Here is a 15,419-nt window from a genome sequence, read left to right as displayed (position 1 = left end):
TGCTAGTCGCTGTTGGGATAGGAGCCGAGGACTTTTACAAAATTGCAGTGCTCACCCAGGTGCTGCAGGGCATTTTGCACTTTGTTCTGCTGGATGTGGCCGTCGCAATCAATAAAGAAGAAGTATTCCCAGGCCTTGCGTTTGCTGGGCCGCGACTCAATTTTTGTCATGTTAATCCGGTAGCGGCGGAAGGCCGCCAGGGCGCTGTGCAGGGCGCCCACCTTATCGGTGATGCTGATCATGATGCTCGTGCGGTCCCGGCCAGTCGGGGGACCGCATAGGCGCCCAAGGACCAGGAACCGCGTGGCATTGGCCGCGTTGTCCTGTATGTCATATTCCAATACGCCCAAATGATACTTCTCCGCTGCGAGGAGGCCGGCGATGGCGGCAGTGCCTTTCTCATGGACGGCCAATTCAGCCGAACGCGCGTTCGAGGAGGTCTCGATAATCTCGACTCGCGGGAGGTTGTTCTGAAGCCAGACGCGGCATTGACCCAGCGACTGCGGATGGCCAAAGAGCTTGCGAAGCTGGGACCTGGGCCAGTTGCTCAGGAGACAATGCTGCACCGGCAGGATAATCTGAGCGACAATTTTCAAATCGCTGTCCACAAACATATCCAGTGTGTGGGTCACCACGCCTTCCGTCGAGTTCTCGACTGGCACAACACCGTATTCCGCGCGTTTCTTGCTCACCTCGGTGAACACATCGGCGATGGTCTTTTGCGACGAGTAGCGCAAGCTCGACCCAAATCGCCGGATGGCTGCCTGGTGGGTGAAAGTGGCCTCGGGCCCCAGGTAAGCCACCTTCATGGACTTTTCAAGAGAGAGTGCGCTGGACATGATCTCGCGATAAACCGCCCCGAGCGACTCGTTGGTCATCGGACCGCCGTTCAGCCGGCAAATGCGCTTGAGCACCGCCTGCTCCCGGTGTGGCACATAGATTTCCTCGCCCGCCTTGAGTTTGATTTCCCCTATGCTCAGGACGTGCCGGGTGCGCTCGTTCAGGAGCTTGATGATATGGGCGTCGAGTTTATCGATGGCCTTGCGATGTTCGGGGATATTCACGAGGGCGATTGTTCCGGCGAGGCGCCAGCAGGTGGGGGGGTGGCAGCGTTCGGCCCTTGGAGATGTTCGGCCTCCGGTTGCGTGGCGGGCAAGGAGAGCTGCTCGGGCGGCGCGGTCGCCAGACCGGGGTCCACCGTGGCCAGGCTCTCGGGCTTGGTAATGGGGATGCGGCGCAACTCGTCGGCGGCCGGCAGGTCTTCCAGGTTCCGCATCCCGAAGTACTCCAGGAATTGAGAAGTCGTGCCGTAAGTCATGGGCCGGCCGACCACCTCGGCGCGCCCCAGTTGCTCGATGAGCCCGCGTTCCAGAAGGGTTTGCATGACACCATCCACTGCCACTCCGCGGACTTGTTCGATTTCGGCGCGGGTCAAGGGTTGGCGATAGGCAATAATGGCCAGGGTTTCCAGCGCCGGCTGAGAAAGACGCGGCGGACGGGCCCGGTGTCCCACGAGCGCCTTGAGCCACGGCGCGTAATCCGGTTGAGTAACGAATTGCCACGAGCCGGCCACGCAGACAAGGCGGTAAGAACGATTCGCCCCCTCGTGTTCCCGCGCCAGTTCTTCAAGGGCGCCAGTCAGTTGCTCTTCCTTGACCTTTTTTAACCCGCGCACGGTGTCGTTTCCTTCGGCGTGTTCCACCGCTGCGGCAAAGATATCCCGCAGCTCCTTAATGCTGAGCGGTTTTTGGGCCGAAAAAAGGATGGCTTCCAAAATGAATTTGAGTTCCATGCTAAGCGGGATGGTGGGCGGGGACCAAGGTCCCAGGGGTGGTGGTTGGGTCTAGCGGAGGCGCTTCGACCCGGCAGATTTCAATCTCGCCGAAGGGTTCCAGTTGAGTGGCGGCCAGTTGTTTGAGCCTGATCAATTCGAGCAGGGCCAGGAATATCACCACCACTTCGGCCCGGCTTGCGACGTTGGCAAACAATTCCGAGAACCTCAGGCGCCCACGTTCGGCTATGGCGCGAAGGAGGGATTCGATCTTTTCGCTGACCGACCATTTATCTTCGAAAATATCGCGCTGCTCAGGGCGCTGGGCCAGGCGTTGCAGGACCGCGTTGACGGCATTGAGCAGGTCAAAAATGGAGGCATCTGCCCGGCGAGGCTCGTGGGAGTCAAATTCCAATTTGACCGGGGCGCGCGGGAATACCTGCTCCTGCCGGTCTTCCAGCACAGCAAGCTGGGCGGCAGCGTCCTTGAACTTTTTGTATTCCACGAGTTGGCGGATGAGTTCCCAGCGCGGGTCCTGGCCTTCATCCTCGCCTTCGGTCTGCACCTGTTGATCGACAGGCAGGAGTTCGCGGCTTTTGATATACATGAGCGTGGCCGCCATAACGAGGAACTCGCCTGCGATTTCCAGGTCCAGCAGGCGCATGGTCTCGATGTACTGGATAAATTGCGTGGCCAGACTGGTCAGGTTGACCTCGTAAATGTCCACTTCCTCCTTTTTGATCAAGTACAGGAGCAAGTCGAGCGGCCCTTCAAAAACGTCGAATTTTACTTTGTAATCTGCCATCGCAACCCGTGGCTTGTCTGGCCCGGGTCAAGCGGGATGTTAGGGACGGCGCTGGTGTTTTGCAACGCCGGAACGAATCCGAAGCGCTTCTGCTTAAAGGCAAACCAGTGGTGTGCCTCGGGGCGTGCGCAGGACGACTGTGCCGGCAATCTTATCGTGCCAGCCCTGCTTTTCGTGGTCCCACGCAATCCATAAGAACCCCAGGAACAGCACAAAAATCGAGAATGCCGCCGCCAGACCACGCACAAGCGCGACAAGGAAAGTCACCGGTTGGCCGTCGGTTCGCACCACCTTGAGTCCCAGAACAATTCCCCCGATGGTAGTTCCCTTCCAGGCCCACATCCCAGAGAAATAGGCCAAAGCAACCAGCGGCGCGAACGGTTGGACCACGGCCCCCAGAATGCAGACGAGAACCACGTCCAGGAACCCGGCGCCCATGCGCTCCCAAAAACCGGCGCGCGGATAGGCAAGGACCTCCGGCATCACGGGTGGTTGGGCCGGGATAGTAGCCGAAGAGCTCTGCCCCTCGGGGGCCGCCATAGCGGCGGCGGACGCGCCCGTTGGTGAGGCAAATGTGGCCGCTGCTGGAACAAACTCTTCAACGGGCATTTGCGGAGGCGCGGGTCTTTCCGGCATCTCCCGGCGCATGCCGCCAAAGGCAGCGGTCACCGCGGCCCCTAACCCCCAGATGCTGGTAACTCCCAGAACCAGCAACCCCAGCACAGGCACCATGTAAAGCAAGGTGACAACAACCCAGCCCACCAGCAACGCCGCCAGCGGCTTCTGCAGACCCCCGCCTCCAAACAGCCGCCCAATTCTAAAGCCAAGCCATTCGAGCAACCCCACTTTGCCGACAATTGCGCCCAGAAATAAGGCCACCAAAACGAACGGGACCACTATCGTTCCAATGACGGTGACTATTAATATCAACAGGACCAAGGGCAGCAGGAGTTTGGTCAGCAAACCCATCAGGAAGGTGGTCGCTGGCCGCCGGTTCAGTTCGTTCACACAGGACTGCACAGCCCCCGGAAACACCGCCGCGAGAAAGAGATAGAACAGCAGGAAAATCGCCGCCACAACCCAAACCCAACCGACTTGGGGCGCAAGGGGCCTTAACATGAGCGCGCAATGAATGACCCAATTCTTCAGCCATTGGATTTTGGGCAATTTCACACCGGCCAGCTCCACTTCCTGGGCCTGCCCTTTGATCGAGCCACCCTCGGTGACATCAATTTTGCCCCCCACCGCCACGGCATCGCCTTTAATCAACCCGCCTTTTCCCATTTTGATGTTGCCCATGACGGCCACGACTTGCTCGCCTACCTCCCCATCCACATACGCGTTGCCGCCAATCACCGTCACCGCGCTACGCACTTTGCCGTGAATGGTGGCTGAGCCGCCAACCACAACGACCACCTCAGCGGACTCGCCCGCCTTCAGTTCCACATCGTGCCCGATCGACACCAATGCGTCACGATTGACACCACGAGCTTCCAACCCGCTCGCGGAACTCTCACTGGCCTGCGCTGTACTGTTTGACCCAGCCTCTGCCGGCTCGGCTTGCGCGCCGGTGTTGTTGGTGCCGCCGGTTTGGAAGTCATCGTTGGACTGCGCCATCAGAGGCGCCTGAATAAAGCCAAAAGCTATCAAGGCTGCGAGCAGCCCGGCTAGGCGCGAGTTTAAAAAAGAGCTTTTTGTAATCATAAAACTGTATCTTCCTAACGCCGCGCAAACGCTAACCTTACGCAGAGCGACCCCAAACCCATGCACATGGCCCAAGCCAGAGCCAAAGCGGCAAAACAGCCAAGGAGCACGCCGTTGCCAAGATGTTTCAGCAAGACAACAACCGCACTGAGAAGCGACCCGATGACATTCAAGATGGCCGCGGCGCTCGAGAGCCACAGCGAGACCTGGTGCGTGCCCGTGGCGATCGCCTGATATTGATCCAGCCGCCACAACTCAAAACAAAGCCCCCCGAACAACAGGAGCATGGCGCTCAACGCGGCGATGCGCGGTATCAGAGGCCACATCGACCAGGACCGCCGATACCATGGCGCCTGTGCTCGCCGTTCAATGGCAGCCATCACTTGCGCGCGCAAAGAACGGGGCGCCAGCAGCGCCGGCAAGGCCTTTAATTGCCGGTCGGTCGCGGCTTCCAATTTGTTTTGATAATCCAACACGTCTTACTCCAGGTTTTCGAGTCTCATCCGGTCAATCCCATGTCCTGGCAAATCTCAGCCATTTGCGGACTCAAGGCATTCCGCAGCGCTTCGCGCCCGCGGAAAATGTCTGTTTTCACCTTGCCAAGAGAGACCTTTAGTTTGGTGGCGATTTCTTCGTATTTCATGCCTTCGAGATGATAAAGCACCAGCGGGACGCGCTGCGCAACGGGCAGCTTCTGCAGGGCTTGTTCGACCAGTCGATGCCGATCCGCGTCTGCCAATTCCTCTTGGAGGCTTCCCGGCGCCGCAAACTCCATCTCGATGGGTTCAGCCTCCTCATTGGGGGTTGCAAAGAGTTCGGAGAAAAAGCGCCACCGGGCGCGGTAGCGCGAGAGATGATTGAGGCTCAAGTTGCGGGCCACGGTCTTGAGCCAGCCCGCCGCCGTTGGGCTGGTGTGCAACTCATCAAAATGCTCGTAAGCGCGCAGAAAAGCCTCCTGGGAGATATCCTGGGCGTCGGTGCTATTGGCGAGCAAACGCATAGCGGTACTAAAGACCATATCCTGGTGCTTGAGCATGAACGCCTCGAATGATTGTGCGTCTGGCATGGGTTCGCCGCACCGGTTCGAGGGCTATCCTACCCTCGAGGCACTGTTGAAAGCAAAACTCTTGCATACAGATTTGGAAGCTTGCGGCGCATGGGTTTATGGGATGTGATGCGCCAATCCCATGTTGAACATGGCCCCGTGCTGCACCATTGAAATCGTTTTCATATTGCTGCCGTTCCGATTTCATTACCCGGCAAAAGGGCCTTTTGTTTCAGGCTTTTCAAGCCGGTGTTGGTGCGCGCGCCGGCTTTGGACTGCGCCAGTCCTCTAAAGTCCTCTGGCGCTCAGGAGTTTGGACATTTAGCAGGCGCCATTTGCCTTCCTTTGTCGGAAACTTCGTCGGTTGGTTTGGTCAAGCCCAGGACCGAATGCTCGCTCACCACAAGCTCAAAGTTTACGAGAAGGCGGTTCTACCGCTCCGAATCTGGCGGAGGGCGGCGCGGCGGAGGCCTTGGGCGATCCACTTCCGGCTTGAATTCGACGATGTCGGCCCGCACATCGATCCTGGGGATTCCAAACAGTATATAATAACTGCTGGTCTGCTCGATGATGAGGTGGGCCACCGTTTGAGGGTCCCCTTCGCTCATCTGGGCCGCCCCGTAAAGCCGGCTCATCGCTTTGGTTAATGTCGCCGGATAAATCGTGATAAACCCCAGGAGGCTGAACCCTTTGCTGTGCCCCATCACGTTCGTCTTAATCAGCGCAAAATTGCCCTCCTCCAACTCGACCGCCGTCTGCTCATGCACCTGCAAGGGCGGCGCTCCGCCCCCGGACCCGCCCATCAAAGAACTCAAAGGCGCCAGAGCAGCGCACCCGGTCAACAGCAAACACGCAGCGAGCATCAGAAACCTCAGAGCCTTGAGGCGATTGCTAAGCGCCCGCCAAAGTCCACCGGGACCGCAAAGAATGGCAGAACCCCTCGTTTTCTTTGCGTGCTTTGCGTTCTCTTGCGGTAAGATTAAGCGCTTGGCCTCCGCCCCATTCCCTAACCAGCTTCTTGAAATCATGGCGGTTCCTTTTTTTCAACGTTCGGTGACAATTTCCGGACGCGTCGTCTCGATGACTGCCAGCAGTTCCTTTTGCTCCATGTTCGGAATCTTGAACTTGTCCAGCGTCTCCTTCAAATCCCCCATTGCCGCGTCGAACTCCGGGTTGCTGATGTGGAGGTTGGCATGAGCCGCGCCCATCTCCATGCCGGTGTAATGCGCCGGCCCCCCGGTCGCCAGCACCAGGAACTGCACCATGTGTTTCTTCAGTATTGCCTCATGCTGCGGTGTGGGATTCCACGTCTCGGACCGATTCCTGTGAAACGACAATCCCCCCCGCACCACGCCATTGCGGTCCCAGTTCACACGGGGATCCTGGATGACGCGCGGCAGAAAATCCGCAACCACGTTTGATATGCCCGCCTCGCCGCCCAGCCTCGCAAAAAGCGTCAGCTTCCCGGTTGCCTGCGCCGCCACGTTGGTCTGACCGTCCGTCCCCTGGGCGTTGGGCGCCGCCGGTTTGGCCTTCTTGACCCCAGCCTCCCCGGCCCCTTCTCCGGACCCGGATAGCTGCTGCGCCTTGGCCATCTCCTGCGCCGCGCGTTGATCGGCTTCCTTGCTGCCGGATGTAAAGTAGCCTGCCTGCTGCGTTTCCGCCTTTCGCGTGCTGCAGCCGATAATCCCGGCTATCGCCGCGCACAGCAACAGCGTTGCTGACCGGCAGCTCGCGTTCTTGGCTATCCATCTTTTCATAAACTCCTCCCTCATTGCGTCTCAATCGGCGAAGCCGTTATGTCCGGCGGCTCGAACTGCATCCCTCCCAGCACCTGCTCCCCGTTTTCCAGCCGCGGCAGGTATGCCCGCACGAATGCATTGCGCAACACATTGCCTATCGTCGCCAAAATGTCCGCGCTCGTTGTCCCCGAAGCCTCCCCTGTAAATGGAATTAGCGTCGCAAACTGGTTCCGCTGCTGGTTCTTGAATACCGTCGTCGTCGCCCCAATGAGCGCCTGCCAAAAAAATTGCAGCGCGCTATCTTCCTTGATGTCTTGGCTCAGGCTGAAAAACTTCAGGTCCCGGAACAGCGGCTTGATATACCCGCTGATTTGGCCCTCGTTCGAATCGGTCTGCACCACCAGGTCCAGCCAGCCGCGTTTGAAATCGAACTTCCCGTAAGTCAATGCCAGTTCGTTCAGCCGCGTCACATCCAGCCCTAAAAGCTGCAGCGCCATGTGAAAGGTCGGGTGATACGAAAAGGGATCCAAGGTCATCCGGTACTGCAGCTTGGCCTGGTCCATCGCCAGCGCGCTCGCCTGCACCGTCGCCGGCAGCGGCGTCGTCTCCCCTCGGATATTCGACAGGTTATCTATCGAGGCCTCCACATGCGACAGATACACATCCACTGGCTTGGCCCCCAGATAGGAACGGAAATGCACCGACCCTTCCCGCACCACCGCCCTGTTAATCTGGAACGGGAACAAATCCCGTATCATCTCCAGCCATGGCCCCCCGGTCCCGCTCTGCGACGCCCCCTCGCTCGGGGAATCCACAAAGTTCAACTCCGGCTCGTTCATCACGAATTCCCCCACAATCCTCCCATGCACCAACCCCTTCCATTGAATCGCAAACTCAACGCTCTTGGCCGATACAAACGGCACCGGCACGTCCCCGGTCGTCTTGCTTAACCTCACTTCCTCAATCGAGTAAGCACCCCGAATCAGATGAATCCGCACCGGCCCAATCGTCCCCGAGTAAAGCGGGTTCCGGTCCAGCGTCCGGTTCACGTAATCCCGCACCGCCCAGGGCAGGATGGCCCGGCCTACGCCCAAGATGACGGCAAGCCCGCCCGCCACCAACAGCAGAGCCATCCAGCGTCTGCGCTTCTTGCGCCCCGCCGCCTCCCTGACCCCATGCTCCCCGCCCGGCCCTTTGCCCTTCCCGGGCGCTTTCGTTGGTTCTTCCCTTTCCTTCATCCCTTCGGGTCGGCTCGGAAAAACGTTTCCTCCCCACAGACCCGCTCGGCTTAACCTATTGGCCCCCAGTCACCCGTCAACGGGGTCCAATACCACCAGAAAGCCGTTGAATCGCCGACTTGATCGCCTCCGACTCCGGCTCGCGCGCCTGCGCGGCGGCCAATTCCTTCAACGCCTCGCGCTCTCGCCCCGCGCCGCTCAAGGCCGTAGCCAGGCCGACACGCAGGGGCACCCACTGCGGCAAAAGCCGGCGCGCAGCTTCGAACTGCTCGATGGCCGTCTTGTAATCGCCCCGCAGCAGGCGCAGCCGTGCATAATTGAATGGCAAGTACCAGTCATCCGGGAATTGCTCGATAGCCGCGCGATAAACATCCGAGGCCGCCTCGACATCGTCCCATGTAACATTGCCAAAACGCAAGGCCAGTTGCTCTTCCGCCGCTTTTTGCCGCCGGTCATGTCCCAACTGCGCCGTAAAGGGCGCCAGGGCTGTGGTTCTAAGCATCTGCACGGCTATCTGCCCCTCATTGACTCGGGTGAAGGCAAGCTGCGCCGCGCATTCATCCCGGGAAAGGAGGCCCTCCACTGGCCTTCCAACGCGCGCGCCCAGCGCGCTGGAAACCGCAGGCGCCAGCGTCTTGGCCAGGAGATAATCCCCTTCAAAGCTCGGATGCACATGGTCGTTAAAGAACGCCCCACCCGGCACGCGCGGTTCGACCTTTTCCGCCTCAGCCAGAGCTGCCTCAGCATCCACCAGCCGCACGGCCTCCGCGCCGAAATGCTCAGCCGTTTGCCGGATGATGTTGTTCAGGCGCGAATCGGTCCGGAATTGCAATGCGTCCCAATCCCGCGCCTGGATAAACTCCTGGCGGGCTTTATCAAACTGGCCAAGTGCCAGGCAGGTTTCAGCGAGCCGGAAATGCAGGTCGGCGAAGTCATCGTCAATCGCTGCTGCCGCAGAAAGATGCACGAGCGCCTCCGAATATTCCCCCTGGCCCTGGGCCTCCTGCCCCGCCTCATAATCGCTTTGCCATTTGGACAGCGCGGTTTCACCTGCTGAGGACTCTGTAACATGCGCTCCAACCCTAGCCTGCCCGGAAGTCTCCCTCTCCCCTTCCGAAGGGGAGAGCGCTGGGGAGAGGTGCCCCTTTGTGTGTCCCACTAGGCCGCGCCGATTCAGCGACCCAAACGGCGGGCAATCCTTCAGATTCACCGGCACAGTCATCAGTGCCACTCTGGCCCCGCCCTGTTTGGCGGCTGCGCAAATGTCCCGCAAGTTGGCCCGAAAATTCTCATAAACAGCCTCGCGCCGCGGGTCATTAGCCGCAACCCGGTGAGCCAGGAAAAAACTCTCATCCTGCTCATCCGACCCCGCCCCTTCGGGTTGCAAACGAAGCCACAGCGGCTCGAGGAGCTGTCCCAGCCGGCTGGCTCGTACCCGCTGCATCAGGCGCAACAGATGCAGGCAACCCGTTAAGCGCCCGCTGTGCGGGCCGGGCGCGTAGAGCCCCACCGCTTCGTTGTTCCCCATGTAAATCACCAGGCAATCCGGCTTGAACCGCAGGCAATCCCGCGCTACTGGCAAAAGAATGTGCGAGTTGACCCCCGGCATGGCCGCGTTAATGACTTCGATGCGGTGTTGGGGAAATTGCCGGCGCAACATGCGCTCCAATATGCGCCCGAAATTGTAAGCCGGGTCCGGTGTGCCCGCCGCCGCCGACTCCCCCAGGATTACAATCCGCGCTGTTCCAGGCGGTTTGTTGATGGAAACTGAAAAGGGGTTGGGCCGCAAATTGGTTTTGCGTGAATAGAATTGCCAGAGAAATTTGTCGTTCTGGATGAAGACGCCATCCTTCTTTTGCAGGAGGCAAAAGCCCGTGGGGTAGCCGTAACCTGCCAGGCGCAAAAGGCCCTCGGTGGCGCCCAGCAGCAAGACAGGTAATAAAATAGCCAGGGCCAGCCGGCCCAGCCACAGCCGCCATCCTTTGAGCCGGGCGTACGCAGAGCGGGCCTCAAGGGTCAGCGCCCCTCCGGCAACAGGCCTGCTGCGCGGAGCAGCCGACCCTGCCTGGCCGGAGTGGGTCTTCCGGTTGTGCTTGCGCATTTGAGGGCTGAGTGCCCAAAGGTTAAACCGCAAGGACCGGCATTATCAATCAAATAATTAACCTGGGCTCAACGACATCAACGGTTCAAATACTTCACCACTGCCTCGGTGCGGGAATGGACGTGGAGTTTATCGTAAATGCTGCGGATATAGCTGTGGAGCGTGCCGGAGCTGATGCCCAGGTTATCAACGATTTCTTTGTAACGGAACCCCTTCGAGAGCTGGTTCAGCACCTCGGCCTCGCGGGGCGTCAGCCGTTGCAACTCGGAAGCACGCTCGGGCGATTGTCGGAAATGCTGGACCACACGCCGGGCGATCTGCGGCGTCATAGGCGAACCGCCTTCATGGGCCTCCTTGATGGCGGCCAGGAGTTTCGCCGGAGGGGTGCGCTTGAGCAGATAGCCGCTGGCTCCGGCCATGAGCGATTTAAAGAGCCGGTTGCTGTCCTCATACACTGTCAGCATCACAAACTGCGATTTCGGCAATTTGGCCTTCAAATGGCGCACGCATTCCACTCCGTCCATGCCAGGCAGATTGATATCCATCAGAACAACATCCGGCTGGAATTGAGGCAGATTGGCCAAAGCAGACTCGGCATCCCCATAAGACGCCAGCAGGCGAAAGGAAGCACTCCCTCCAATCCGGTGAGTGAGGTTGGCTCGAATTTCCTCATCATCTTCGACAATGGCAACTTGAATCGGCATGGAGTCAGTCTGGGCGATCACGCGGGCATCTTAGGAGGCTTTGGCTATCTGGGCCAACCGTAGGAACATACGAGGGAGCAGACAAGGTCCGCCACAGCGCGCGTTGAATACGAGCCTTAAGACCTTTCACACCCTTCCCTCTTCGGCAGTTGGAGCGCGATTCTGACTTCCGTGCCATTTCCAGGCGCGCTCCTAACTTCGATGGTGCCGCCCAGACCCCCCATCCTCCGGCGCATATTATGCAGGCCATTGCCCCTCCGGCCATTGTTTGAGGGCCCGGGGGAGAACCCTTGTCCATTGTCCTTTATCGCAACTGCGAGGGTCGAGCCGTTCACCGAGACCTGCACCCAAACCTGCGAAGCCGCTGCATGTTTCAACACATTATGGAAGGCCTCCTTCACAATGAGAAACAAATCGTGCCGGACTTCAGCCGGCAACACACACTCAGGCAAGGCCCCGGGCATCTCGAGTCGGCAACTTATCGGGGCTTCTTCGAAAAACTCATCGGCATAATGGCTGATATACTCGATAAGCCCTTCGAGGGTGTCATTCTCGGGGTTCACGGCCCATACGATCTCGTCGAGCGCCTGAACGGTGTCGCGCGCTGAGGTAACAATTTTGGCTACATGTACCCCGACATCCTCCTGGCTCGCCAGTCCTTCCTCGGCGCGTTCGCCTAGCATCATGATCCGGGTGAGGCTCGAACCCAGGTCATCATGGATGTCCTTGGCGATGCGCCCGCGCTCGCGTTCAATTGCGTTGCGTTGTTCCAGCAGCGCCATACGCCGCTGCATCTTTCTTCGGGTGATGTAGCGGACGGCGGCACCGGCCCCGCCAATAACCACCATGACCACCATGCCACGCCACCAGAGGGTCTGCCATACATGCGGGCGTACCACCACGGCCAGTGCCGCCCCGGCATCATTCCAAATCCCGTCCTTGTTGCAGGCAATCACGCGGAAAATGTAATCACCCGGATAGACATTGTTGTAATGGGCCATTCGCCGCGCGCCCGCTTCAATCCAGTCCGTATCAACCCCATCGAGCTTGTACTTGAACCGTGTGCTCTCAGGGGATTGGAAATCCAGAGCCGTGTAACGAAATTCCAGCTCCCCGCGGCCCGGGGGAACCACTACCGGGTCAGGCTGGACCGCCGGACTTGACAAGGTTTTCGTGGGGTTTGGAGGGTAAGATAGCCGTCGTGGTGCTTTTGCCTTTTGTTGGACCACCTTTCTATCCGCCAGAACTTGCTCGATAAAGACAGGTGGCGGAACGAGGTTGATTTTGATGCTGGCTGGATCAACTGAAGCAACTCCTTTGCTGGTAGCGAACCAGAGCCGGCCATCGTGAGCAGCCCAAGCGCCCGGTTTGGCTATGCCGCTGCATTGGGTGCTTTCCAACCCGTCGGCTTTGCCGTAGGCAACGCTGGAAATAGTCTCCAAGGCGCCGGAATCCAGAGCGCTTAAATCCGCCTTGCGCACCCGGAAAATACCTTTTGAGCAGCTCATCCAAAGCCAGCCGTGGCCATCGTCCAGGATTTCAAAAATCTCGTCACTAAAGAGTCCCTGGCTAGTGGTATAGGCCTTGAACGCGCCAGATTTGTAGCGGTTCAGTCCGCCGTCGGCAGTCCCAATCCAAAGGGAGCCGCCACTATCATCGAGCAGCGCGGTCACTTCGTTATTGCTGAGCCCGTCGCGTTTGGTGAACCCAATCCAGTGGTCCTGCTGGCGCTCAAACAAGCCGCTCTCGGTGCCGACCCAGAGGGCGCCGTTGGTATCCTGGCAAATCGCCCGCACAACCTTGCCTGCCAGGTTCGTCTCAGTGATGAACCCGCCGTCCTTCAACCAGCACAGCCCCTGGCTGGTCCCGACCCAAAGTCTGCCCGAACGGTCCTCATAGATCACCCGCACAGAAGCTGGGAGCAACCCTTCTTTCATGTCATAATGTCTGAAGACCCCGTTCTGAAGCCGCGCTAGGCCACCGTCAAAATCCTCTCCAACCCACAAACTACCGTCCCGGCTTTCGCATAAAGACAAAATCAATTCCTGCGAAAAGACGTTTGTTGCGGTATAAGATGTGACCTTTTCATCTTTTAAACGGTCCAGGCCACCACCCCAAGTCCCCAGCCACACCGCCCCGGCGCGGTCTTCGAGCACCGACATGACATTGTTATGCGTCAACCCCTGGCGCTGGGTGTAGGTGACAAATCGCTGGGGCGTCAGGCGCACCAATCCCTCGTGCGAACCGACCCAGAGATTCCCCTGGCTGTCCTCGAACAACGCATTGACCTTATCAAAGGGCGCTCCTTCGTTGTTAAGCTGTGGGAAAAAGCGGCCTTCATGGAAACGGTTCAAACCGCTATAAGTGCCGACCCAGAGGTTGCCCTCATGATCCTCGCAAATGGCACTGACGAACGTATCGGACAGTCCATAACGCGTATTGTAAGCGTAAAATGATTTCCAATATCCGTTGTACCAGAGCATGCCGTTGTTGGAGCCGATCCAAATCCGCCCGCCGCGGTCCTGGCAAATGGCGCGGGCCGAATCGTTGGGCAGGCCGTTGGGCATGGGGAACGAGTCCATTCGCCCGCCTCGCAAGCGATTGAGGCCTGCGCCGGTGGCAATCCACAGGTTGCCGTCGCGGTCCTCGTTGATAGCGCGGACAATGTTGGATAAGAGGCCCTGCCTGGTGGTATAGTTGATAAATCGGCCATCCCTGTAACAACTCATTCCTGTGGTTGTGCCAATCCAGAGCGCCCCATCGCGTGCTCGGTAAATGACGCGCAAATCGTCTCCGGCCAGTCCGTTGGTGGTGGTAAACCTTGAGAAAACGCCCGCATCATACCTGAGCAAGCCAAAGCCCTCGGCCCCGATCCAAAGCGCGTTTTGGGAATCGGCGCACAACGCGGTAATTGACGGGCTCTTTGGTCCCAACGGGCCAAGGTTCAGCGGCGTAAACTCCACACCATCAAAGCGCGCCAAGCCCGCCTGGGTGCCAATCCAAAGATAGCCATCGCGGGTCTGGGCGATGGCCTGAACGTTATTATGGGGGAGGCCCTCGTCAGTTTGCCAGAGGCGTGAGCCGTACTGGAAAGTCTGGTGGTCCAAGCTTGACCAATCCAGCCATTCGCTGGCTTTGCTGATTTGGCGGCGGTGATTGAGCACCGTTGGGTCATTCACATCCACCGCGAACACCTCGAGATTCCCATCTTCATTCTGGCCCACCCCACAATAGGGCTGGGCCCGCTGACCCAACCCGGACCAGGCGGACCATTGGTCCGAGCCATCGACAAGCGTCTCCCAACGATGCATGAGCATATTATCTCCGGTATCGACCCCCATGACATCCAGGCGCAAGTCGGCGCTTTGCCCCACGGCCAGGCCATCTTTAAAGTTGCCGCCAAAGTCCACCCAATCCGACCAGCGCGCGCTGGCGTTCGGCGCCCTCTGGGTGATTCGTTGCACGGCCCGGCTGTTGCGGTTTACGGCGAAGATTTCCAAAATCCCACGCGCATTCCGGCCTGCGGCGATGCCCGGTAAGACGGAGCCGCCCAGGCTCGCCCATGGCGCCCAATCGCTGTCGCTGTTGGTCTGGCGCTGCCAGCAATGAACCAATTCATGGGTGCCGCGTTCAACTCCGAACAGTTCAAGGCGGCCATCGAGGTTTGGGGTTGCTACCAGGCCCGGCTCGATGTGTCCTCCGAGGTTGGCCCAGGCGGACCAACTTCCCTCCTGGGTTTGCCACAAATGTTTGACGCCGCTCCCTTGAACATCCGGCGCGAAAACCTCCAACCTCCCGTCCAGGTCATGGGTGGCGGCAATCGGCGCGCCGACAGGCCCGCCAAGATCCTTCCAGGTGGTCCAGTCGCGGCTGTTAGGCATGGTTTGGGTGATTTGCCTAAGGGTGTGACGAATTCGCTCAACGGCAAAAACCTCTAATTGGCCATTGCGGTTGGTGGCGACGGCGAGGCCCGGCAAAAACGGCCCGCCCAGACTCAACCAGAAAGACCAGTCGCCGTTGGAAGCCCGTTGCCAGCGATGGCGCAATTGACCATCCGGCCCGACACTAAAGACCTCGAGATACCCGTCTGCATTTCTCCCGACGACCGGCTGGGCGGTGCGAGGGTCCGCGGCAGCGCGGCTGGCGAGGCCCAGCAGCAACAAAAGGAGGAAAACCTGCCGACTCATCAGCATCACAGGCTACAGAGGAGGCCGGCTCATGCCAAGTGTTTACCCATATAAACATATGATTATGCCCTTCGACAGCTTCTGCCATCCTGTGCGCGAAAAGTGCCTCAACTTTAATTAAA

Annotated in this window: 12 protein-coding genes; all 12 read right to left on the bottom strand. The window is 59.1% G+C overall.

Annotation, left to right across the window (positions count from 1 at the left end; translation table 11 throughout):
• Positions 1 to 2 precede the first annotated feature (2 nt).
• The 12 genes from pheA to VG146_12205 all read right to left on the bottom strand — a co-directional run bounded on the left by pheA (position 3) and on the right by VG146_12205 (position 15,297).
• Positions 3 to 1,064 (bottom strand): prephenate dehydratase, encoded by a 1,062-nt coding sequence (pheA, locus tag VG146_12260; protein HEV2393122.1) that lies wholly within the window; start codon positions 1,062 to 1,064, stop codon positions 3 to 5.
• Positions 1,061 to 1,792: an SMC-Scp complex subunit ScpB gene (scpB, locus tag VG146_12255; GenBank protein HEV2393121.1), complete on the bottom strand. Its 732-nt coding sequence runs from the start codon at positions 1,790 to 1,792 to the stop codon at positions 1,061 to 1,063. Before scpB ends, pheA begins: the two co-directional genes overlap by 4 nt.
• A 1-nt stretch (position 1,793) precedes the next feature.
• Entirely contained in the window at positions 1,794 to 2,576 is a 783-nt protein-coding gene (locus tag VG146_12250; protein ID HEV2393120.1) for a segregation/condensation protein A, read from the bottom strand.
• Positions 2,577 to 2,669: 93 nt separating this feature from the next.
• Complete coding sequence (locus tag VG146_12245; protein HEV2393119.1) at positions 2,670 to 4,280, bottom strand: RDD family protein; 1,611 nt, start codon at positions 4,278 to 4,280, stop codon at positions 2,670 to 2,672.
• 14 nt (positions 4,281 to 4,294) lie between these two features.
• Positions 4,295 to 4,756, bottom strand: a complete 462-nt coding sequence (locus tag VG146_12240; protein HEV2393118.1) for a hypothetical protein — start codon at positions 4,754 to 4,756, stop codon at positions 4,295 to 4,297.
• Between the two features lie 23 nt (positions 4,757 to 4,779).
• Positions 4,780 to 5,346, bottom strand: a complete 567-nt coding sequence (locus VG146_12235; protein HEV2393117.1) for an RNA polymerase sigma factor — start codon at positions 5,344 to 5,346, stop codon at positions 4,780 to 4,782.
• Between the two features lie 410 nt (positions 5,347 to 5,756).
• Complete coding sequence (locus VG146_12230; protein HEV2393116.1) at positions 5,757 to 6,188, bottom strand: hypothetical protein; 432 nt, start codon at positions 6,186 to 6,188, stop codon at positions 5,757 to 5,759.
• A gap of 180 nt (positions 6,189 to 6,368) precedes the next feature.
• Positions 6,369 to 7,085 (bottom strand): group 1 truncated hemoglobin, encoded by a 717-nt coding sequence (locus VG146_12225; protein HEV2393115.1) that lies wholly within the window; start codon positions 7,083 to 7,085, stop codon positions 6,369 to 6,371.
• A gap of 11 nt (positions 7,086 to 7,096) precedes the next feature.
• Positions 7,097 to 8,200, bottom strand: a complete 1,104-nt coding sequence (locus tag VG146_12220) for a DUF748 domain-containing protein (GenBank protein ID HEV2393114.1) — start codon at positions 8,198 to 8,200, stop codon at positions 7,097 to 7,099.
• A 181-nt stretch (positions 8,201 to 8,381) separates the two neighbouring features.
• On the bottom strand, positions 8,382 to 10,406 hold the full coding sequence (locus VG146_12215; protein ID HEV2393113.1) for a tetratricopeptide repeat protein: 2,025 nt from the start codon (positions 10,404 to 10,406) through the stop codon (positions 8,382 to 8,384).
• Positions 10,407 to 10,483: 77 nt separating this feature from the next.
• Positions 10,484 to 11,110 (bottom strand): response regulator transcription factor, encoded by a 627-nt coding sequence (locus VG146_12210; protein HEV2393112.1) that lies wholly within the window; start codon positions 11,108 to 11,110, stop codon positions 10,484 to 10,486.
• A gap of 116 nt (positions 11,111 to 11,226) precedes the next feature.
• Positions 11,227 to 15,297 carry a two-component regulator propeller domain-containing protein gene (locus VG146_12205; protein ID HEV2393111.1) on the bottom strand — a complete coding sequence of 1,357 codons (4,071 nt, stop codon included), beginning with the start codon at positions 15,295 to 15,297 and terminating at the stop codon, positions 11,227 to 11,229.
• Positions 15,298 to 15,419 lie beyond the last annotated feature (122 nt).

It is taken from the genome of Verrucomicrobiia bacterium (genome assembly GCA_035946615.1).
In the GTDB taxonomy this organism is placed as follows: Bacteria; Verrucomicrobiota; Verrucomicrobiia; order Limisphaerales; family UBA8199; genus DASYZB01.
The sequence above is the reverse complement of the archived record's forward strand: the minus strand, read 5'-3'. Positions and strand labels throughout refer to the sequence as shown.